Consider the following 20401-nt stretch of genomic DNA (forward strand, 5'->3'; position numbering starts at 1 on the left):
ATGACGCCGGCGCTGCCATCCTGGGCCGACGGCCCCGCCCGCGACCGGATCATCGATTTTGTGCGGCGGGTGACGGACGAGGCGTCGAGCGCCCATGTGCCGCCCGCCGGCCGGATCGCCGTGTTCGACAACGATGGCACGCTATGGTGTGAGAAGCCCGGTCCGATCCAGGCCGAGTTCCTGTTCCACCGGCTCGCGCGCATGGCCGCGCGCGAGCCGGCGCTGGTCGTGCGCCAGCCGTGGAAGGCGGCGCTGGCGCGCGACCATGCGTGGCTGGGCGCCGCCATCGAGCAGCATTACCGGGGCGACGGCGCCGCCCTGCATGCCATGGTCGATGGCCTGCTGCAGTGCTATGTCGGGCTGAGCACCGACGAGTTCGCGCGCGCGGCCGCCGATTTCCTGCACGTCGCGCGCCATCCGCAGCTGGGCCGGCCCTATGTCGAGTGCACCTATACGCCGATGACCGAGCTGCTGCGCTACCTCGCCGGACACGGCTTTACCAACTGCATCGCCAGCGGCGGCACGCGCGACTTCATGCGCACGGTGACCGAGGAGGTGTATGGCATCCAGCCCGAGAACGTGATCGGCAGTTCGGTCGCGCTCGAATACCGCGAGGACGTGGGCGACATCGTCCATACCGTCGCGGTCGAGGTGTTCGACGACGGGCCGATGAAGCCGGTGCGCATCTGGAGCCGGCTGGGACGGCGGCCGATCTTCGCCGCCGGCAATGCCAACGGCGACATCCAGATGCTCGATTATTGCGCGCGCGGACCTGGCGCGTCGATGTGCCTGCTGATCCACCACGACGACGCCGCGCGCGAATATGCCTACACGGGCGGCGCCGAGGCGGCGCTGCTGCGCGCGGCCCGCGATGGCTGGACCGTGGCCGCCATGGCCGGCGCCTGGCGCACCGTGTTCGCGCCGCCCGCGGGAGCGCTGTGATGAGGCCCGGCTCCAGATCCTGGTCGGTCCTGGCGCAGCTTGTGATGCTGGCGCTGGTGGCGTCCGGCCCGTTGGGCGCCGCCCAGGGGCCCACCGCGCCGCAGGACGATCCGCAGGGCCGCCAGGAGGATGTCGCGTCGCCGCAAGCCGCGCCCTGGCCGCGTCAGGTGCGCGCGGGCGCCACCACCCTGACCATGTACCAGCCCCAGCTCGATGCCTGGGATGGCGCGCGGCTGCAGGCGCGCGCCGCCGTCGGGGCCAGCGCCGGCGCGCCGCCGCAGACCCGCTATGGCGTGATGACGCTCGAGGCTGACACCCTGGTCGACAAGGGCACCCGCAGCGTGACCCTGGTGCGGGCCCGCATCGTGGGCTCCGAGTTCCCGTCCGCCTCCGCTGCCGAGAAGAGCGCCTGGGAGGCGGCGATCCGCGCCGAGCTCGAAGGCCGTTCGCGCACCATCGAACTCGACCGCCTGGAGGCGGCCATGGAGGCGCTCGGCGCCGGGCGCGCGAGCGCGCAACAGGCGCTGCGTAATACGCCGCCGCGCTTCGTCTTTTCGACCGTGCCGGCGCTCCTGGTGAGCATCGACGGCGCGCCGGTGTACCGCCGCCTGGCCGGGCTGCCGTTCGAGCGCGTGATCAACACCCGGCCGCTGCTGCTGCGCGATGCGCGCGGCGTGCACTACCTGAAGATCTTCGACGGCTGGATGAGCGCGCCGTCCCTGGACGGCCCTTGGCGCGTGCTGGCGGCGCCCGGCGCCGACCTGGAACGCGCCTGGCGCCAGGTGTCGGACGCGCACCTGGCCGATCCGCTGACTGGCCAGGCGGGGCCGGACGATCCGGCGCCGCGCCTGGCCGACGGCGCGCCGGCGCTGTACTTCGCCACCGTGCCGACCGAGCTGGTGGTGACCGACGGCGCGCCGCGCTACGTCCCGATCGAAGGCACCCGCCTGCTGTACGTCGAGAACACCACCGGCAACCTGTTCAAGTCGACGCTCGACAACCGCAGCTACGTGCTGGCTTCCGGCCGCTGGTTCGGCGCCGCCGACGAGAGCGGGCCCTGGGAATACGTGGCGCCGTCCGCGCTGCCGCCCGACTTCGCGGCGATTCCTGACGATAGCGCCAAGGAAAACGTCAAGGCGTCGGTTGCCGGCACCGCCCAGGCGCGCGAGGCGGCGATCGCCGCCGCCATTCCACAGACGGCGACCGTGCAGATCGCGCAGACCACCTTGCCGACGCCGGTGTTCGATGGCGCGCCCCAGTTCAGGCCGATCGACGGCACCTCGCTGCGCTACATCGTCAATACCGCCACCACCATCATCGAGGCCGCTCCGGCCAGCTACTACGCGGTGCAGGATGGCGTCTGGTTCACCGCCAGCGCGCCCGCCGGCCCATACCGGGTGGCCACCAGCGTGCCGGCCGAGATCTATGCGATCCCGCCCGAGTCGCCGCTGTACTTCGTGACGGCGGTGCGCATCTACGGCGTCGACGACGGCGGCGTGACGGTCGGCTATACGCCGGCCTACCAGGGCACCCTGGTCGATCCCGGCAGCGGCGTCGTGGTCTACGGCACCGGCTACGCCTACCAGCCTTGGATGGGCAGCGCCTGGTATGGCGCGCCCGTCACCTATGGCTATGGCGCGTCGGTGGCCTACACGCCCTGGACCGGCTGGGCGGTGGCCTTCGGCCTGGGCTGGGCCTGGGGCGCGGCCGTCTCGTCCTCGGGCTGGGGCTGGGGCCCCTATCCGTACTGGGGCGCCTGGGCGGCGCCGGCATGGGGCGCCGCCTATGGCGCGCGCGGCTGGGCCGGCTATACGGGGAATATCTACTCGCAGTGGGGCAGCCGCGCCAGCGTGGGCCGCGCCGCGGGCGGCTTCGATGCCTGGAGCGGCAACGCCTGGGCCAGCCGGGTCGGTTCTTCGTACAACTCGCGCACCGGCGTGGCCGCCGCCGGCCAGCGCAGCGCCGTGCGCAACGTGTATACGGGCGAATTCGCCGCCGGCGCGCGCGGCGTGGCCCAGGGGCCGCGCGGCGGCTTGGCCGCTGGCGGGCGTGGCATCGTGGCCGACCCCGCGCGCGGGGTCGCGGCCGCCGGCCGCCGGGGCGTGATCGCCGACCCGGCCAGCGGCAGGGCGGTGCAGGGCGGACGCGGCGTGGTCGTCGACCGCGCCAGCGGCCAGGCCGAACGGGTGGCCGGCGCGCGCGGGGCCGGAGGCGGTGCGGTGGCGCGGGTCGGCAACGACGTGTACGCCGGACGCGATGGCCGGGTGTATCGCAACACCGGCGCCGGCTGGGAGCGGCACGGCGCCCAGGGCTGGAGCGCGGCCGGTGGCGGCCAGGGCGCCGCGACGCTGCGCCAGCGGCTCGACGTGGATCGCGGCGCGCGCCAGATGGGCGAGGTGCGCACCCGGAATTTCGACCGTTCATCGATGAACTTGCAGCGCAGCTTCGGCGGGCATCGCGGCGGATTCCGGCGCCGCTAGCACGGCTTCCAGGCGAATGAGGAGAGAAACCATGAACGAACCGATCAACCCCGAGCCGGCGCGCGGCCGCCCGGCTCCGGTGAACGTGGACGACGCCGAACTGCTGCCGGGGGGCTGGACCATCCCGGCCGCCGGGCTGGTGGCGTAAAGGGCGGGCCGGCCATGGATACTGTCAGCGCGTCCCCCTTCGAGGACCCGGCGGTCGAGCTGTCGGCGCGCCGCACCGGCATGTCGTTCCAGCGCACCCGCATGAGCGCCGACCGCACCCTGATGTCGGTGATCCGCACCTCGCTGTCCCTGATCAGCTTTGGCTTCACCATCTTCCAGCTGTTCCTGAAGCTGGCCCAGGCCGAGGTGCTCGATGAAGGCAGCGGCGCGGTGCGCGGCTTCGGCGTGTCGCTGGTGCTGCTCGGGATCGCGATGCTGGTCTCCGGCATCGGCTTTCACGTGGCCTTCATGCGCGGCCTGCGCAGGGAGCGCGCGCAACTGAAGGCCCAGGGACTGATCCACGGCGAGAGCGCGTTCCCGGTTTCGCTGACCCTGATCGTGGCCCTGGCCATGCTGCTGATCGGCCTGTTCGCGATCGGGGACATGGTGCTGGGCTTTGGGTCGGTGGTATGAATCCACAGGCAGCGAGAGGCAGGTCAGCATGGCGAACACATCAAAGAACACCAACCGGAAAAGCGCGTCCCGGGTGCCGATGGCGGTGCGCTGGCCGGGACGCATCGCCGCCGCCAGCGGCGCCTGTCACTGACCAGGAGGGCATATGCCGGAAGCAACAAGCAAGACGGCGGCCGGCGCCGACCGCCGCGACGCCTATCTGGAAGCGGCGCCGGCCCCGGGGCTGGCGCCCCGTCCAGGCCTGGCCTGGATCCCCGGCGGGCAATTCCGGATGGGGTCCGACCGCCACTATCCCGAAGAGGCGCCGGCCCATCCGGTCCGGGTGTCCGGCTTCTGGATGGCCACGAGCACGGTGACCAATGCCGAATTCGCCCGCTTCGTGGCGGCGTCCGGCTACGTCACCGTGGCCGAGCGCGATCCCGATCCGGCCCTGTATCCGGGCGCCTTGCCCGAGATGCTGGTGCCGGGCGGCATGGTGTTCCTCAAGCCGCCGGGACCGGTCGACCTGCGCGACATCGGCAACTGGTGGGCCTATGTGGGCGGCGCCGACTGGAAACATCCGCGCGGGCCCGACAGCGCGCTCGACGGCCTGGACGAGCATCCGGTGGTGCAGGTGGTGTACGAGGACGCGCTCGCCTATGCGCGTTGGGCCGGGCTCGAATTGCCGACCGAGGCCGAATGGGAATTCGCCGCGCGCGGCGGCCTGGACGGCGCCGATTACGTGTGGGGCGGCGACTTCATGCCGGATGGCGCGCCGATGGCCAATACCTGGCATGGCGAATTTCCCTGGCAGCGCCTGCCGCCCTCGACCGCCCGTGGCACGATGCCGGCGCGCGCTTTCGCGCCGAACGGCTATGGCTTGTACCAGATGGCAGGCAATGTCTGGGAATGGACGGCCGACTGGTACCGCGCGCGGCATCCGGCGGCGGCGCACAAGGCCTGCTGCGTGCCGCTCAACCCGCGCGGCGGCGCGCAGGACGGCAGTGTCGAGGCGGGGCGCGAACGCGGCGGCCCCCGGATCGCACGCAAGACCATCAAGGGCGGTTCGCACCTGTGCGCGCCGAATTATTGCCGGCGCTACCGGCCGGCGGCGCGCTATCCGCATCCGCTCGACACCGCGACCTGCCACCTGGGCTTTCGCTGCATCCTGCGGTCTTAGCCGGTGTGGCGCTGTCTCTGCGGCTACTCGACGGTGTAGCCGCGCCCCCGCATGCAGGCGCTGTAGGCGCGCCCGTAGTCGTCCAGCGCCGCCTGCTGCGCGCCGGCGCTGGCCGCGTTGCGGCCGGCCTGGTTCTGGCGCGCGCGATGGCCGCCGGCGATGGTGCCGACCCCGGCGCCGATGGCGGCGCCTTCGCCGGCGTCGCCGCCGATCGCGCCGATGGCGGCGCCGCCGAGCGCGCCGCGCAGGGCGCCGCGCACCCGTTCGCCGCCGCCGACGGCCGGGCCGGTCTCTTGCGGCGGCGGCTGGGAGGCGAGGGCGGCCGGATCGATCCCGGTCTGCTTCCTGGCCCAGGTGGTGCACTCGCCGTCATCGCGCTCCTGGCGCGCCTGGCTTTGGCCCTGGGACGGATAGGCGATCGGGCGCTGGGCCTGGGCCGCCGTCGCACTGGCGGCCAGCAGGACCGCACAGCCGAGCTGGCGGGTGAGCCGTCGCGTGAGCGACATGGTGCGCTCCGGCGCTGGCTGGGAATAGTTGCCCGGGAAACCCGAGCGCAGCGCCCGGGCCGCGCCGGCAGCGCCGGGCTGGGTGGTCCGGCGCGCCTGGCAGCCTGCCAGCACCGTGGCCACGGGCACTGTGCCGATGGAAGTGTTCATCGAAAGGATCCCCCGAAGGTCTGACGGCCATCGTCATCGTGGTCGAATCGCGGGAACAAGGCCATTGTCCTTTGGTCCTACCTCGGACAGACGGACACAGACGATGCGCGGCCCGGCGGCGCAAAGGACGAGACGAGGATGACGGCGACGACCTGGCTGCGACTGGCACTGATCTGGATGCTCCCCCTGGCGCTGACCCCGGCCGCCGCCGGTGCAGTCGCCGATGCCGCTGCCGCATCCGACACCGCAGCCGACACCGCAGCCGATGCCGCGGCGGGCGCGCAGCCGGCCGCGCCGCGCATCGGCCTCGTGCTGGGCGGGGGTGGGGCGCGCGGCACCGCCCACGTCGGCGTGCTCGACGTGCTCGACGCCTTGCGCGTGCCGGTCCATTGCGTGGCCGGCACCAGCATGGGGTCGCTGGTGGCCGGCGCCTGGCTCGGCGGACTCACCCCGCCGCAGATGCTCGAGCGCATTGGCAAGGTCGACTGGCGCGACCTGTTCGACGACGCGACCGCCCGCGGCCAGACCAATTACCGCGAGCGGCGCCTGGCGCAAAGCTATTATCCCGGTCTCGAGGCCGGCATCACTCCGGACGGACTGCGCATGGCGCGCGGTCTCCTGGGCGGTCAGAAGATCAAGCTGTTCTTCAATACCCTGGTCGGCGCCGACCGCGGCGAGCGCACCATCGAGAGCCTGCCGCTGCCCCTGTCGATCGTGACCACCGACATCGGCACCGGCGAGCGGGTCGTGTTCCGCAGCGGCGAACTGGCGGCCGCCATGCGCGCCAGCATGAGCGTGCCGGCGGTGCTGGCCCCGGTGCGCTACCAGGACCGCTACCTGGTCGACGGCGGCCTGGTCGACAACCTGCCGGTGCGCGAAGCGCGCGAGCGCTGCCAGGCCGACGTCATCATCGCGGTCGACGTCGGCTCGCCGCTGCTGCAGCCGCAGCAGGTCGCGTCGGTCGCCACCGTGTCCCTGCAAATGATCAATATCCTGACGGAGCAGAACGCCGAGGCTTCGCGCGCCCAACTGGGGCCGGGCGACATCTATATCAAGCCCGACCTGACAGGCATCACGGCGGCCGACTTCGGCAAGTTCCGCGAGGGCGCGGCGCGCGGCAAGGCGGCGGCCGAGGCGGTGGCGCCGCAGCTGGCGCGGCTCGCGCTGCCGGTCGCCGACTACGCGGCGTGGACCGCACGCCTGCGCAGCCCGGCGCCGCCGCCGCCCGTCATCGACCGCGTCGAGGTCGCCCGGCTGCGCCATGTGAACCCGGTGCTGGTGCATGAACACCTCGATATCGTGCCCGGGCAGCCGCTCGACACCAATCGTCTCGAGGCTGGCCTGGCCCGCGTGTATGGCGAAGGCGACTTCGAAAGCGTCGACTACGCGCTGCTGGGCACCCGCGCGCGGCGCATCCTGCAGGTCACGCCCACCGAGAAGAGCTGGGGCCCCGATTACCTGCGCTTCGGTGTCGAGCTGCAGGCCGCGAACGACGAGAACGACTTCGCGCTGCGCATGGCCTACCACCGCAAATGGCTCAATCCGCTTGGCGGCGAATGGCTGTCCGGGGCCCAGATCGGCGAGCGCGCCACGCTGTTCACCCAGTTCTACCAGCCGCTGGGGCCGCGCCAGCGCTTCTTCCTCCAGCCGGCGCTGGCGCTGGTGCGCGACCGGCTCAATGTTTACCAGGACGACCGCCGCATCGCCGAATATGCGCTGCGCAGCCGCGGCGCCAGCCTCGGGCTGGGCATGAATGCCGGCACCGTCGGCCAGCTGCGCCTGGAACGCACGGTGCGCAAGATCGAAGCCACGGTCGAGACCGGGCCGGCGTCCTTGCCGACCGGCGAGTCGACCCTGCGTGGCTGGCAGGTCGTGGCCGACTTCGACCAGTTCGACAGCGCTTTCTTCCCCAGCCGCGGCTGGGCGGCGCGCGCCGCCTGGTTCCGCCACGACGATGGCGACTACAGCCGGCTGGCGACCGAGCTGCGCGCCGCGTACGTCTGGGGTGAGTACGTGCTCAATGGACGGCTGCACTACACCGGCTCGACCCAGGGGCGGATGCCGCTGGCCGACGCCGCCGCGCTGGGCGGCTTCCTGAATCTGTCCGGCTATGTGCGCAACCAGGTCCTGGCCGACGATGTGCGCTTCGCCAGCCTGCGCGGCGAAAAGATCATCGGGCGCATGCCGCTGGGGCTGCGCGGCGACCTGCGCGTCGGCCTGTCGCTCGAGGCGGGCAGTGCGCGCAACCGCTTCACCGAAACCCGGCTCGACGGCTGGCAGGCCGCGGCCGCCATCTACCTGGGCGGCACGACGCCGCTTGGTCCGCTGTACTTCGGCGCCGGACTGGCGCAGGGCGGCCGCTCGTCGCTGTACCTGTTCATCGGTTTGCCTTGATGCGGCGCTTGCGCGTGCCGCCATCGCAGGCCGGTCCGCAACCATGGCGACGTTGCCGCGTCCTTTACCACCATGGATCATGACAATCGGAGGCTGGCATGAACATCCGTACCACGAGCAAGACGGCAATGGCACTGGCGAGCTGTGCAGCGTTGGCGACGATGGCCACCCCGGCTGCGGCCCAGGCGCAGGCGGGCGAGCGCTGGGACTACGAATTTTCGCCCTATCTGTGGGCGGCCGGCCTCGATGGCACGACGACGGTGGGCGATCTGTCGGTCGAGAGCGAGCACAGCTTTTCAGACCTGGTGGACAAGCTCGACTTCGGCTTGAGCGGCAGCTTCGAGGCGCGCCAGGGGCGCTGGGGCGTCCTGTTCGACGGCATCTACATCAAGCTCTCGGACGACGTCGCCACGGCACGCGGACCGGTGGATGTGGAAGTGGTGCAGCAGATGTACACGCTGGGCGGCGCCTGGCGTGCGCTCGAGGGTCCGGCCCCGGTCGACCTGATCGCCGGCCTGCGCTTCAATTACCTGAAGCCGACGCTCGAACTGGGCGGCGTCGAGCGCGGCCAGAGCAAGGATGCGCTCGATCCCTATGTCGGCGTACGCGGCCGTTATCCGCTGGACCCGCGCTGGACGCTGGTCGGCTACCTCGACGTCGGCACGTTCGACGGCAGCGACTACGCGTGGCAGTTGCTGGTGGGCGCAAGCTATGCCTGGCGGCCCGACCGCTCGCTCAAGTTTGGCTATCGCCAGCTCAAGACCAAGTACGACGGCGAGCGCGTCGACGTCGACACGACGATGCAGGGCCTGTATGTCGGTGTTGGCTTCCGCTTCTGATCGGCAATTTTTACGGTCTATATGCGTTCAAAATAGGGTTGCACGGAAAGGTTGATGCTGTGTGACCGCGTTACTCAAGATTGGTTTCACAGGAGGCTGGCTAAGTGCCCTTGATGTTTGTGACATATCAAATAGGCCATGTGTCGTCCCGTGCGTGGGTGACCGCGCATCTAGAATCGTCTGCACCGCGCTGGCATGCGCAGGATCATGGTTGACAGCGGAAGACGCCGCGCCTGAAAGTATGGAGGTGGCTTCCGGTGCATTCTTGCAGCGGGAGTTGGCTATGCAAACGATCGAACCCCTGACCTATCTCGTCGATGGCGATGCCGGGGCGCTGAAGGACATGGCGTGCCTGCTGCAGGCGGCGGGCCTGCATGTGGCCGCCTTCGACCGCACCGACAGCTTCCTGCAGGCCCACGATCCGACCGCCCCCGGCTGCGCCGTGATCGATGTGCGGATGCCGGGGCTGGACGGCCTGGCGCTGCTGCGCGAACTGCAGGAGGGCGGCGCCGAGCGCGCCATCGTGTTCGTCGCCGGCGGCGCCAGCGATGCGGCGCTGGGCGTGCGGGCCATGAAGGCCGGCGCCGTCGACTTCCTGATCAAGCCGCTCGAGGTGGATGGCTTCATCGCCGCGGTGCGCCATGCGCTGGCGCGCGATGCCCACGAGCGCGCGGTGCGGGTCGAGCTGCAGCGCATCCGCGCCCACCTCGACACCCTGACCCGGCGCGAGCAGCAGGTGCTGCGCCATGTGGTGTCCGGCCGCCTGAACAAGCAGATCGCCTTCGACCTCGGCATCGCCGAAAAGACGATCAAGGTGCACCGCGCCCGGGTCATGGAAAAGATGGGGGCGACCTCGCTGGCCCAGCTGGTGCGCGAGACGCTGGAACTCGAGGCGGGGGCGGTATTCGCCGGCGACGGCGTCGACAAGGATGCGCTGTGACGGCGGCCACATTCGGCGCCCCGCGGCCAAGCGCCCCCATTCGCCGGCATCGCCCTTTGGTCCAATAGGCACTTGCCATCGGCCAGGGCAGGATGGCGATCCGCAGGCGCGCGCCGTACGTGCGTCCGGCAAGATGGGGAGAGCGTCATGTTGAACAAACTGTTGGCCGAGTTCATCGGCACATTCTGGCTGGTGCTGGGCGGCTGCGGCAGCGCGGTGCTGGCCGCCACCTTTCCCGAGGTCGGCATCGGCCTGACCGGGGTGTCGCTGGCCTTTGGCCTGACCGTCCTGACGGCGGCCTATGCGCTCGGCCCGATCTCCGGCGGCCACTTCAATCCCGCCGTGTCGGTAGGGCTGTGGGCCGGCGGGCGCTTCCCGGCGCGCCACGTGGCGCCCTACGTCGTGACGCAGGTGGCCGGCGCCGTGCTGGCCGCCGCCCTGATCTATGTGATTGCGAGCGGCAAGGCCGGCTTCGACGTCCAGGCCGGCTTCGCGGCCAATGGCTACGGCGTGCATTCGCCGGGCGGCTATTCGCTCGAGGCGGCCTTCGTGTGCGAGCTGGTGATGAGCTTCATGTTCGTGCTGGTGGTGCTGGGTGCGACCCACCCGCGGGCCCCCGTCGGTTTCGCCGGCATCGCGATCGGCCTGGCCCTGGCCCTGGTGCACCTGATCAGCATCCCGGTGACGAACACCTCGGTCAACCCGGCGCGCAGCACCGGCCCGGCGTTGTTCGTCGGCGGCTGGGCGGTGGCCCAGCTATGGCTGTTCTGGCTGGCTCCCTTGCTCGGCGGCACGCTGGCCGGCGTGTTGTACCGCAAGGTGCTGCAGCGCGAGCCGGCCGAGCCCTCGGGCATGGGTCCGATGGAGCCGGAGATCAGCCTTGGGGCGCGCACCTGAAGCGCGCCAGTTTTATAGCCTGGGAGAAAGTGCCGATAATATTGCTGACATCTTTGCAGAATAGCCACTACAATCGAAATGCATCCTGTCGTCACGATGCACCCGTCAGCGCCCGCCTTGTGCGGGCGCTCGTTCGTTGTGCCTCGCATGCAGCTGGCATATCCGCCCCGGCGGAGTTCGCATCGCGGGCCTGGTTCGAAAGGAAGTGGCGTGCAAACCGAGATCAAGTCATCTGTCATGGAAGCGATCGGCAACACGCCGGTGGTCAGGCTCGGCCGCGTATTCGCGGCGGCCAATGTGGTGGCCAAGCTGGAATTCATGAATCCGGGCGGCAGCATCAAGGACCGCATGGTGCGGGCCATGCTGCGCAAGCTGCCGCCTCAGGCGACGCGCGTGGTCGAGGCGTCCTCCGGCAACACGGGGGCGGCGCTGGCCATGGCCAGCGCCGTCCTTGGCCTGGACTGCGAGGTCGCCGTTCCGCTCACCACCAGCCGGGAAAAGATCAGGCGCATCGAAGCCTATGGCGCGACGGTGCGGGTGTGCGACGCCGAGCGGGGCCCCGACTACCAGGAGACTGCCCTGGGCATCGCGCGCCAGGGCGACGCCCATCATCTCGACCAGTACCGGTCAAGCCTGAACAGCCAGGCGCACTACGCCGACACCGCGCCCGAACTGTGGTCGCAGATGAAAGGCCAGATCGACGTCTTCGTGTGCGGCGTCGGCTCGGGCGGGACGATCTCGGGCATCGGGCGCTACCTGAAGGAGCGCGATCCGTCGATCCGCGTGATCGGGGTCGAACCGCGCGATTCGGCCTACCGGACACTGGTCACCGACCAGCCGGCGGGCGGCGAATTCGCCAGCGCGATCGAGGGCGTCGGCAAGGGCTGTCCGTCGCCGGTGTTCGATCCAAAGGTGGTCGACGACGTGGTCCAGGTGCCGGATGAAGAAGCGCTGGCCTGGATCCACCGGCTGGCGCGCGAAGAGGGCATCCTGGCCGGCGGTTCGAGCGCCTGCGTGACGGCGGGGATCGCCCGCCTGCTGCCGCAACTGGGCAATGCACGCATCGTGACGATCTTCCCGGACTCCGGCGCGTTCTACCTGTCGAAATACTTTTAAGAGCCTACCCCGGTAGGTGGGACAGGCTCCTAACGGCCGTCGCGGCCGGCTTCCTGATCGCCCTCGGCCTGTTCCTGCGCGCGCGCCGTCGGCAAGTGCCAGCCGTAGCGGATGGCCGCCAGGCGCAGGCCGAAGCACAGCGCCGCGCCGGCCAGCGCCGTCGGGGTGCTGGGCAGGCCCAGGGCGTCGCCGGCCACCACCACGCTGGCCCCGGCCAGGGCGGCGACGGCGTAGATGTCCGACCTGAACACGGCCGGCACGTTCGACAGCAGGACGTCGCGCGCGACGCCGCCCCCGATCCCCGTCAACATGCCGAGCAGCGCCGCCATCACCGGCTCCAGGCCGAACACCAGCGCCTTCTGGGCGCCGGCGACGCAGAACAGGGCCAGGCCGGCGCCGTCGAATACCAGCACCGGGTGGCGCAGGCGGTGCAGGGCGGGCGACCAGAAGAAGATCGCCACCCCGGCCAGCAGCGACACGCCAAGATAGCGCCAGTCGGTGAAGGCGGCCGGCGGCGTGGCGCCGATCAAGAGGTCGCGCACGATGCCGCCCGAGGTGGCGGCGACGAACGACAGCACCAGCACGCCGAACAGGTCGAGGTGGCGCCGCACGCCGGCGGTGGCGCCGCTCAGGGCGAACACGAAGGTGCCGACCAGGTCGAGCGTCAGCACCAGGGTCTTCATGGCGGCGCCCATGTCGAGGGCGGAAACGGGGAACAAGGCGTACCTCTGAACATGAAAGGGAGGATGCGGATTCTATAGCACGGCGCCGGTGCGTGCCCATCCGCGTCCATCCACGCCCGCCCTTGGCTGTGCGCCGGCGCATGGACGAGCGCGGCCTGCCGCTCGGGCATGGCGCCCGCGCGGATGCGGCTGCTTGACGCCGGGCGGGATGCCGGGGCAGGATGGATTCCGTGCTGGCGCCGCCGCCCGCACTGCACGACCTTGAAACAAGGCGGGCGCCGTCGGGCGGCCGCATCGCATGGGAGCCAACAGATGAACATATCCAGCCCCGGGGTGAAGCAGCGCGAGGAAGCACCCCTCCGGCAAACGAGCGGCGAGGTGCAAGGGGGGCCAGACCCACACCTGGAAGAGGCGCTCGACGAAGCGCTTGCCGAATCCTTCCCTGCCAGCGACCCCGTGGCCGTCTCGATCAGCTCGGCCGCTCCGGGTGCGCATCCGCGCACTGCACGATCCTCCGAACCGCCATCCTGACCCGCAAGCGTGCGCCTTTTCGGCACGGCTGACTCTAGACTTGGTACTCGTTGTCGGAGCACATACGGTCACTTCCCCGCATGATTGCATGCATGACCTGGCGGGCCCGCGCCCGCCACCCGAGAAGGAGATTTCACCGTGTCGACCACCATCACCATCAACGGAAACGTCGTCGCACTGCCAACCGATCCGCGCGTCTCCCTGCTCGACTTCCTGCGCGAGCACCTGCACCTGAGCGGCACCAAGAAGGGCTGCGACCAGGGCGCCTGCGGCGCCTGCACCGTGCTGCTCGACGGCGAGCAGCGCATCCTGTCGTGCCTCGCGCTGGCCGTGCAATACCAGGGCCGCGCGATCACCTCGGTCGAGGGGCTGGCCAGCGGCGAACAGCTGCATGCGCTGCAGCAATCGTTCATCGAGCATGACGGTTTTCAGTGCGGCTATTGCACGCCAGGCCAAATCTGCTCGGCGCTGGGCATGGAGGCCGAGCTGCGGCGCGGCGTGCCGAGCTACGTCACCGAAGACCTCGGTCTCGATACGATCGCGTTCAGCGAAGACGAGGTACGCGAGCGCATGAGCGGCAACCTGTGCCGTTGCGGCGCCTACAACGGCATCGTCGCCGCCGTGACCGAGCACCATATGCAGTCGCACGCCAGGGCGCCGGCCGGGGAGACGTCATGAACCCGTTCACCTTTGCCCGCGCGCACGACGCGCAGGACGCCGTGCGCAAGGGTGCGGCGGCGGGCAGCCGCTATCTCGGCGGCGGCACCAACCTGGTCGACCTGATGCGCGAGACCATCGAGCGGCCGGCGCAGTTGGTCGACGTCAGCGGCCTGTCGCAACAGATCGACGAGCGCGCCGACGGCAGCCTGCTGGTCGGCGCGGCGGTCAAGAACACCGCGCTGGCCGAGCACCGCACGGTGCGCACGCGCTTTCCGCTGCTGGCGCGCGCCATCGCGTCCGGCGCCTCGGGCCAGATCCGCAATATGGCCACCGTCGCCGGCAACGTCCTGCAGCGCACCCGCTGCGCCTATTTCTACGACCGTGACGGCGCCCACTGCAACAAGCGCAATCCGGGCGAGGGCTGCGACGCGCTCCAGGGCGTGCACCGCATGCATGCGGTGCTGGGGGCCTCGAGCGCCTGCATCGCCACCCATCCGTCCGACATGTGCGTGGCGCTGGCCGCGCTCGACGCCGTGGTCCACCTGCAGGGCCTGGGCGGGACGCGTCAGGTGCCGTTCACCGGCTTTCACCTGCTGCCCGAAGACCATCCCGAGCGCGAGACCGTCCTCCAGAGCGGCGAACTGATCACGGCGATCGAGATTCCGGCGCTGGCCTTCGGCGCCAACTCCACCTACCGCAAGGTGCGCGACCGCGCCAGCTACGCCTTCGCGCTGGTGTCGGTGGCGGCCGCGCTCGAGGTCCGGGACGGGCTGGTCAGCGACGTGCGGCTGGCGCTGGGCGGGGTGGCGCACAAGCCGTGGCGCGCGTCGACGCTGGAGCAGATGCTGCGCGGCCAGCCGGCCGACGCGGCCCATTTCGAGGCAGCGGCGCGCGCCGAGATGGCCGACGCCAGGCCCCTGCGCGACAACGCGTTCAAGATCCCGCTGGCCCAGCGCACGATGGTGGCCGTGCTCGACCGGCTGGCCACCGCCCATTCCTGAGGAGCTAGAGCATGAAGATCGTGCAGAACATCCAGAAGGCCGGCCAGGCGATCATGCAGAAGGCGGTGGCGCTCGCGCCCGACCGCTACGTCACCGGCGGCAAGCCCGATCCGCTCACGTCCAGCGACGATCCGCTGATCGGCGCGCCGGTATCGCGCCTGGACGGCCCGGTCAAGGTGAAGGGCGAGGCAAAATACGCCGCCGAGTTCGCGCTGGACCGGATGGTCCATGCCGCACTCGTGCACAGCACGGTGGCCAAGGGGCGCATCGCCGCCATCGACGCGGCCGACGCCGAGGCCGCCCCCGGCGTCGTGCTGGTGCTGAGTCACCGCAACGCACCCAGGATGTGGGCCCCGGCCGTGCTGATGCGCGAGCCCATGGGGGCGAGCGGCGACGCACTGCCGGTATTCCAGGACGACCGCGTGCACTGGAACGGCCAGCCCGTCGCCCTGGTGCTGGCCGAGACGCGGGAACAGGCCGACCATGCGACGACGCTGGTGCGGGTGCGCTACGAGAGCGAGGATGCACTGACGTCGATGGAGGCCGCCCGCGCCGCCGGCGACAGGCTCGGCCAGTTCCAGGGCGAGCCGCTGCAGGACGTCATCGGCGACGCCGAGGGCGCGCTGATGGCCGCGGCCCACCGCGTCGATGCGGTCTACCGCACGCCGCGCCACAACCACAATGCGATCGAGCTGCATGCGGTGACCGTCGTCTGGGAAGGCGACGTCCTGCGGGTCCACGACGCCAGCCAGGGGGTGGCCAGCACGGCCTGGACGCTGGCGCAGGTGTTCGGCATTGGACACGACCAGGTGCGGGTCACGTCGCCCTTCGTGGGCGGCGGCTTCGGCGCCAAGCTGTTGTGGCAGCACCACCTGCTGGCGGCGGCGGCGTCGAAAGTGTCCGGGCGGCCGGTGCGCATGATGCTGTCGCGCGCGGGCGTCTACCGCGTGGTCGGTGGGCGCGCGCCGACCGAGCAGCGGGTCGCCATCGGCGCCGACCGCGACGGCCGCTTCGACTCCCTGATCCATGCCGGCACGACGGTCATGACCGAGTACAACGCTTTCCCGGAGCCGTTCATCCACAATGCGCGCGCGCTGTATGCGGCGCGCAATATCAAGCTCGAGGTGCGGACGGTCAACATGAACATGGCGGCCAATACCGCCATGCGCGCGCCGGGCGAGTCGGTGGGGTCTTTCGCCCTGGAGTGCGCGGTGGACGAGCTGGCCGACCTGCTCGGCATCGATCCGATCCTGCTGCGCCGGCGCAACGAGCCGGTCCAGGACCCGACGCAGGGCACGCCGTTCTCGTCGCGCCACCTGATCGAGGCCTACCGCGCCGGGGCCCAGGCCTTCGGCTGGCAGGAACGCCATGCGAAGCCGCGCATGCGCCAGGAGGGCGAGTGGCTGGTCGGCCTGGGTTGCGCCAGCGCCGTGTTTCCCTATTACCGGATGAATGGCGGCGCAGCCCGCATCGTCCTGGGCCGCGACGGCCGCGCCCGGGTATCGGTCGGCGCGCACGAGATGGGCATGGGCACGGCCACCGCCCAGTCCCAGCTGTGCGCGGCGCGCCTCGGGCTGCCCTTGGACAAGGTCAGCTTCGACTACGGCGACTCGTCGCTGCCGGGGGCGATCCTGGCCGGCGGCTCGCAGCAGACCGCCGCGATCGCGGCTTCGGTCAAGGCCGCGCACGAGGCGCTGTGCGCCGAGCTGCTGAAGTTCGCCGGGCGCGATTCGCCGCTGGCGGGCCTGAAGCCCGAGCAGGTGCGCGCGCGTGGCGGCGGCCTGTGCAAGATCGATGACGCCGGCCGCTGGGAAAGCTATGCCGGCATCCTTGCCAGGGCCGGGCGCGCCGAGGTGGAGGTGACGGCCGAGGCGGCGCCGTCGCAGGAAAGCCTGCACTGGTCGATGCACTCGTACGGCGCGATCTTCTGCGAAGCGCGGGTCAACGTGGTCACCGGCGAGCCGCGCGTGACGCGCCTGCTGGGCTCCTTCGATTGCGGCCGCATCCTCAATGCCAAGACGGCCGCCAGCCAGCTCCGGGGCGGGATGATCATGGGCCTGGGCGCGGCGCTGATGGAAGAGACGCATTTCGACGAGCGCAATGGCCGCATCGCCAATCCGAGCCTGTCGGACTATCACGTGCCGGCCCATCTCGACGTGCCGCCGATCGAGGTGATGTGGCTCGACATTCCCGATCCGCATGCGCCGGCCGGCATGCGCGGCATCGGCGAGATCGGCATCACCGGCACCGCGGCGGCGATCGCCAACGCGATCTACAATGCCTGCGGCAAGCGGGTGCGGGAGTTGCCGATCACACTCGACAAGCTGATGTGATCGGGCGGTGAGGGCGCCCGGGACGCTTGCCGGGCGTCCCGGCGCCGATCTCGGGGTGCGCAGGATGGCGCAGGCCAGGCCACCGGGATCAGCGACCCGAGGCCCATCGCTGCATGATCGACACCGGCGTCTTCGCGTCCGCCTCGACGTCGATGATGGCCCGGCGCCGCGCTGCCGGTAAAGAGTCGGGCGCCTATCCGACCACGCGCATGGAACACAGGTCGGCTCCGAAGGCGGGCAGGGCATTCTCGCCGAACGTGGAGGCGCTAATCAGCAAGCTCGACCGCCGCAAGGCCGCGCTCACATGCGCGGATTTTCGCTACAGTCGTGACAGTTTTCCGCGCTTCAAGTTGGGGCATGGCTAGATGTCGTTGCGCTCGACGATGCCGGGCGCGTTGTCGCGCATTGGCGACGACGGTCTCGTCGCGCAGCCGGCTGCCTGTTGCGACGCTGCGCTGTCGCCCGTGATGGCAAAGCGGGAGCCCTCGTGCACGGCATGCTGCAGCGTGAGGGTGGCAAGGAACACCGTGCTGAACTCGATGATCGCGACCACCAGCAGGAACACCGGTGCGGCGATCGCCATCGCGACGATCGTGGCGTCGGACTGACGGCGGATACATCGTAATTCAGGACATTTTACGGAAGGGTTGACCAGTCATGCGGTAAGCTTCGGGATTCTATAGGGAAAAAAACATTTCCCGCATCGGTTTTAGAAAGGATTCAACGCCTCCGTCGGCGCCGCACAACATGAATTGGCTAGCAAGCATCGTCCCTTCCTTTCTTCGTTCAACGGGTCGCGCGCGCACGCGCCAGTCGAGCGCCGAGCAGCGCGTGGCCAACGCCGACGCCGAGGTCTGGATGGTGTTCGGCATGCGCGGGCTGCTGGCCGTGTCGGCGCTGCTCACCTTGTTCATCGGGCCGGGCGGCATGACGGCCCCGGGCGCATGGACCTGGGCCGTGTTCGCCGCCTATGTCCTCCACAGCCTGACCCTGCTGGCGCTCGCCGGTTACCGCGCCGGCTTTTCGCATGGTCCGCTGGTGTACTGGATCGACATCGCCTGGTACGGCCTGTTCGTCTGGGCCAGCGGCGGCAGCGCCAGCCCTTTCTTCCCGTTTTTCTTCTTCGCCATCCTGGCCGCTTCGTTCCGCCACGGCTTCGACGCCGGCGCCAAGCTCACTCTCGGTTCGGTCGCCGTGGTGGCGCTGTCGGTGGCGGCGGCGCAAGGCCTGGCGTCGCTGCACATCCTGCTGCTGCGCGCGACCTTCATGCTGGCGCTCGGCTATATGGTCGCGTTCTGGGGCGGACTGGCGGTCGACCAGCGCCGACGCCTGGCGCTGCTGCGCGACGTGAGCCGCCTGTCCAATCCGCGCTTCGGGGTGCAGCACACCCTCGACTCCTTGATGGAAAAGATCCTGCGCTTCTACGGCGCCGACAGCTGCGTGCTGCTGATGCAGGACAGCCACGAGCGCTGGGTCATGAGCACGGCTCACCATCCGAAAAGCGGGCGTGCGATCAGCCGCAGCCGGCCGGATGCGGCCGACATCGCGCCGCTCCTCAGGCTCGAGGACGACGCCAGCCTGTACCAGGCGCCGCCGCGCTACCTCGGCCTGTTCGCGCTGGGTCGCGCCACGGCGCTGAACCAGGGCAAGGACACGCGCGAGTGGCGCCAGGCCGACCCCCACGCCTGCCGCCATGTCGCCGACCTGCTCGATGCCGAGGGGTTCATCAGCGCCGCGCTGCCGCTGCGCAAGGGCAGCGGTCGCATCATCGTCACCGGCGCGCGGCTCAAGCGCAGCGACGCCAGTTTCCTGAAGCACATCGTGCAACAGGCATTCCCGGTCATCGAAACCATCGACCTGCTCGACCGGCTGGCGTCGGAAGCGGCGTTCCGCGAGCGCCAGACCATCGCCCGCGACTTGCACGACAGCACAATCCAGCCGTATATCGGCCTGCGCCACGCGGTGGCCGCGATCCGCAACCAGGCCGGTGACGACAGCGCGGTCGCGCCGGAGCTGGATCGCTTGCTGGCAATGTGCTCGGGCGTGATCGGTGACATGCGCGACTTCGCCCAGCGTTTTCGCAGCGGGCGCCAGGAAGAACCGGAACTGCTGATCGCGCTGCGGCGCCAGTTGCACCAGGTCGAGACCTTCTATGGCCTGGATGTGATGCTGGAAATGCATGCCGACAGCCCCATCCAGGACCGCATGGCGGCCGAAGTGTTCCAGATCGTCACCGAAGGCATCAGCAATATTTGCAAGCACACGCGGGCGCGCACGGCCGGCGTGGTGGTGGAAGCGAAGGGCGGTACGCTCGCCATCGATATTGTCAATCCGACAGCCGTGGGCGGAAAGGCCGCCGCGGCCTTCGTGCCGAGCTCGATCGCCGAACGGGTCCAGGGCCTGGGTGGCAAACTGGAGATGGAAGCCGACGGCCGCCAGACCCTGCTGCGCATCCACATACCGATCTGAACACGCAAAGTTGCAAGGAGAAACATGACCATTCGTATCTTATTGGTCGATGACCATAAAACCATGTTGTGGGGACTGGAGCGCCTGATCCAGGCCGAGGGCGATGCCTTCCAGCTGGTCGGCAGCGCCAGCGACGGCATCGAGGCCAGGGCCTTGTGCGCCGAGTTCAAGCCCGACATCGTGCTGCTCGACCTCGACCTGAAGGGGACCTGCTCGATCGATTTCCTGCCGACGCTGATCCAGAACGGAACCACCAGGGTCGTCATCCTGAGCGCCAATCGCGACCAGGCGACGCTGGCGGCGGCGGTCAAGGCCGGCGCGCGCGGCGTGGTCAGCAAGGAGGCGCCGACCGAGGACGTGCTGGCCGCCGTGCGCAAGGTGCATGGCGGCGAGCTGTGGCTCGACCAGACGCTGATGCAGGTCCTGCTGGGCCAGCTGGTGGCGCCAGCGCCGAAGGCCGATCCGGAGGCGCAGCGCATCGCCTCGCTCACTGCGCGCGAGCGTGAGGTGATCGGCATGATCGTGCAGGGCAAGGGCGCCCTGAACAAGGACCTGGCCGAGCGCGCCTTCATCTCGGAGCGCACGCTGCGCAACCACCTGACCACCATCTACCAGAAGCTGGACGTGGCGAACCGCCTCGAACTCTACGTCTACGCCACCAGGCACGGACTGTCCTGACC

General features: G+C 70.1%; 18 protein-coding genes. 15 read left to right on the plus strand and 3 right to left on the minus strand.

What is annotated here, in order from left to right; genetic code table 11:
- The 4 genes from ACZ9AQ_RS05485 to ACZ9AQ_RS05500 all read left to right on the plus strand — a co-directional run bounded on the left by ACZ9AQ_RS05485 (position 1) and on the right by ACZ9AQ_RS05500 (position 5202).
- Entirely contained in the window at positions 1-942 is a 942-nt protein-coding gene (locus ACZ9AQ_RS05485; protein ID WP_429202157.1) for an HAD family hydrolase, read from the plus strand.
- The gene (locus ACZ9AQ_RS05490; RefSeq protein WP_429202155.1) at positions 942-3422 is read left to right on the plus strand and encodes an autotransporter; all 2481 of its coding nucleotides are present in this window, start codon (positions 942-944) and stop codon (positions 3420-3422) included. The genes ACZ9AQ_RS05485 and ACZ9AQ_RS05490 overlap by 1 nt, the downstream gene beginning before the upstream one ends.
- A gap of 162 nt (positions 3423-3584) precedes the next feature.
- A complete protein-coding gene (locus tag ACZ9AQ_RS05495; protein ID WP_429202153.1) occupies positions 3585-4043 on the plus strand; it encodes a YidH family protein in 459 nt (152 codons plus the stop codon).
- 145 nt (positions 4044-4188) lie between these two features.
- Positions 4189-5202, plus strand: coding sequence for a formylglycine-generating enzyme family protein (locus tag ACZ9AQ_RS05500; protein WP_429202151.1), 1014 nt, complete (start codon positions 4189-4191; stop codon positions 5200-5202).
- A gap of 23 nt (positions 5203-5225) precedes the next feature.
- Here the strand turns inward: ACZ9AQ_RS05500 and ACZ9AQ_RS05505 are convergent, their stop codons facing one another.
- A complete protein-coding gene (locus tag ACZ9AQ_RS05505; protein WP_429202149.1) occupies positions 5226-5858 on the minus strand; it encodes a glycine zipper family protein in 633 nt (210 codons plus the stop codon).
- Positions 5859-5996: 138 nt separating this feature from the next.
- Between ACZ9AQ_RS05505 and ACZ9AQ_RS05510 the strand changes: the two genes are divergently transcribed.
- The 5 genes from ACZ9AQ_RS05510 (at position 5997) to ACZ9AQ_RS05530 (ending at position 12044) form a co-directional block, all read left to right on the plus strand.
- Complete coding sequence (locus tag ACZ9AQ_RS05510; RefSeq protein WP_429202148.1) at positions 5997-8252, plus strand: patatin-like phospholipase family protein; 2256 nt, start codon at positions 5997-5999, stop codon at positions 8250-8252.
- Positions 8253-8350: 98 nt separating this feature from the next.
- Positions 8351-9091 carry an outer membrane protein gene (locus ACZ9AQ_RS05515; RefSeq protein ID WP_429202147.1) on the plus strand — a complete coding sequence of 247 codons (741 nt, stop codon included), beginning with the start codon at positions 8351-8353 and terminating at the stop codon, positions 9089-9091.
- 283 nt (positions 9092-9374) lie between these two features.
- Positions 9375-10031, plus strand: a complete 657-nt coding sequence (locus ACZ9AQ_RS05520; RefSeq protein WP_429202145.1) for a response regulator transcription factor — start codon at positions 9375-9377, stop codon at positions 10029-10031.
- A gap of 147 nt (positions 10032-10178) precedes the next feature.
- Entirely contained in the window at positions 10179-10928 is a 750-nt protein-coding gene (gene aqpZ / locus ACZ9AQ_RS05525; protein WP_429202144.1) for an aquaporin Z, read from the plus strand.
- A 210-nt stretch (positions 10929-11138) separates the two neighbouring features.
- Positions 11139-12044 (plus strand): PLP-dependent cysteine synthase family protein, encoded by a 906-nt coding sequence (locus ACZ9AQ_RS05530; RefSeq protein ID WP_429202142.1) that lies wholly within the window; start codon positions 11139-11141, stop codon positions 12042-12044.
- Between the two features lie 29 nt (positions 12045-12073).
- Here ACZ9AQ_RS05530 and ACZ9AQ_RS05535 read toward each other — a convergent pair whose 3' ends face one another.
- Entirely contained in the window at positions 12074-12763 is a 690-nt protein-coding gene (locus ACZ9AQ_RS05535) for a trimeric intracellular cation channel family protein (RefSeq protein ID WP_429202140.1), read from the minus strand.
- 633 nt (positions 12764-13396) lie between these two features.
- Between ACZ9AQ_RS05535 and ACZ9AQ_RS05540 the strand changes: the two genes are divergently transcribed.
- The 4 genes from ACZ9AQ_RS05540 (at position 13397) to ACZ9AQ_RS05555 (ending at position 17617) form a co-directional block, all read left to right on the plus strand.
- Positions 13397-13936 carry a 2Fe-2S iron-sulfur cluster-binding protein gene (locus ACZ9AQ_RS05540; protein ID WP_429202138.1) on the plus strand — a complete coding sequence of 180 codons (540 nt, stop codon included), beginning with the start codon at positions 13397-13399 and terminating at the stop codon, positions 13934-13936.
- Positions 13933-14919 carry an FAD binding domain-containing protein gene (locus ACZ9AQ_RS05545; protein WP_429202136.1) on the plus strand — a complete coding sequence of 329 codons (987 nt, stop codon included), beginning with the start codon at positions 13933-13935 and terminating at the stop codon, positions 14917-14919. Before ACZ9AQ_RS05540 ends, ACZ9AQ_RS05545 begins: the two co-directional genes overlap by 4 nt.
- An 11-nt stretch (positions 14920-14930) precedes the next feature.
- On the plus strand, positions 14931-17252 hold the full coding sequence (locus ACZ9AQ_RS05550) for a xanthine dehydrogenase family protein molybdopterin-binding subunit (RefSeq protein WP_429202134.1): 2322 nt from the start codon (positions 14931-14933) through the stop codon (positions 17250-17252).
- A gap of 113 nt (positions 17253-17365) precedes the next feature.
- Positions 17366-17617, plus strand: coding sequence for a hypothetical protein (locus tag ACZ9AQ_RS05555; protein ID WP_429202132.1), 252 nt, complete (start codon positions 17366-17368; stop codon positions 17615-17617).
- On the opposite strand, the gene ACZ9AQ_RS05560 is transcribed toward ACZ9AQ_RS05555, so the two are convergent.
- Positions 17614-17835 (minus strand): TadE/TadG family type IV pilus assembly protein, encoded by a 222-nt coding sequence (locus ACZ9AQ_RS05560; RefSeq protein ID WP_429202130.1) that lies wholly within the window; start codon positions 17833-17835, stop codon positions 17614-17616. The genes ACZ9AQ_RS05555 and ACZ9AQ_RS05560 overlap by 4 nt on opposite strands.
- A gap of 164 nt (positions 17836-17999) precedes the next feature.
- Here ACZ9AQ_RS05560 and ACZ9AQ_RS05565 point away from each other — a divergent pair, with 164 nt between their 5' ends.
- Together ACZ9AQ_RS05565 and ACZ9AQ_RS05570 are read left to right on the plus strand one after the other, a co-directional pair.
- Complete coding sequence (locus ACZ9AQ_RS05565; RefSeq protein WP_429202128.1) at positions 18000-19721, plus strand: sensor histidine kinase; 1722 nt, start codon at positions 18000-18002, stop codon at positions 19719-19721.
- 24 nt (positions 19722-19745) lie between these two features.
- Positions 19746-20399 carry a response regulator gene (locus tag ACZ9AQ_RS05570; protein ID WP_429202126.1) on the plus strand — a complete coding sequence of 218 codons (654 nt, stop codon included), beginning with the start codon at positions 19746-19748 and terminating at the stop codon, positions 20397-20399.
- Positions 20400-20401: the final 2 nt, after the last annotated feature.

This window comes from Massilia sp. UYP34, from assembly GCF_056279385.1.

Bases quoted from the DNA above. Each gene is read 5' to 3' on its own strand.
- ACZ9AQ_RS05485 (WP_429202157.1), top strand. From the start codon at position 1: ATGACGCCGGCGCTGCCATCCTGGGCCGACGGCCCCGCCCGCGACCGG.
- ACZ9AQ_RS05490 (WP_429202155.1), top strand. From the start codon at position 942: ATGAGGCCCGGCTCCAGATCCTGGTCGGTCCTGGCGCAGCTTGTGATG.
- ACZ9AQ_RS05495 (WP_429202153.1), top strand. From the start codon at position 3,585: ATGGATACTGTCAGCGCGTCCCCCTTCGAGGACCCGGCGGTCGAGCTG.
- ACZ9AQ_RS05500 (WP_429202151.1), top strand. From the start codon at position 4,189: ATGCCGGAAGCAACAAGCAAGACGGCGGCCGGCGCCGACCGCCGCGAC.
- ACZ9AQ_RS05505 (WP_429202149.1), bottom strand. From the start codon at position 5,858: ATGAACACTTCCATCGGCACAGTGCCCGTGGCCACGGTGCTGGCAGGC.
- ACZ9AQ_RS05510 (WP_429202148.1), top strand. From the start codon at position 5,997: ATGACGGCGACGACCTGGCTGCGACTGGCACTGATCTGGATGCTCCCC.
- ACZ9AQ_RS05515 (WP_429202147.1), top strand. From the start codon at position 8,351: ATGAACATCCGTACCACGAGCAAGACGGCAATGGCACTGGCGAGCTGT.
- ACZ9AQ_RS05520 (WP_429202145.1), top strand. From the start codon at position 9,375: ATGCAAACGATCGAACCCCTGACCTATCTCGTCGATGGCGATGCCGGG.
- aqpZ (WP_429202144.1), top strand. From the start codon at position 10,179: ATGTTGAACAAACTGTTGGCCGAGTTCATCGGCACATTCTGGCTGGTG.
- ACZ9AQ_RS05545 (WP_429202136.1), top strand. From the start codon at position 13,933: ATGAACCCGTTCACCTTTGCCCGCGCGCACGACGCGCAGGACGCCGTG.
- ACZ9AQ_RS05550 (WP_429202134.1), top strand. From the start codon at position 14,931: ATGAAGATCGTGCAGAACATCCAGAAGGCCGGCCAGGCGATCATGCAG.
- ACZ9AQ_RS05555 (WP_429202132.1), top strand. From the start codon at position 17,366: ATGATCGACACCGGCGTCTTCGCGTCCGCCTCGACGTCGATGATGGCC.
- ACZ9AQ_RS05560 (WP_429202130.1), bottom strand. From the start codon at position 17,835: ATGGCGATCGCCGCACCGGTGTTCCTGCTGGTGGTCGCGATCATCGAG.
- ACZ9AQ_RS05565 (WP_429202128.1), top strand. From the start codon at position 18,000: ATGAATTGGCTAGCAAGCATCGTCCCTTCCTTTCTTCGTTCAACGGGT.
- ACZ9AQ_RS05570 (WP_429202126.1), top strand. From the start codon at position 19,746: ATGACCATTCGTATCTTATTGGTCGATGACCATAAAACCATGTTGTGG.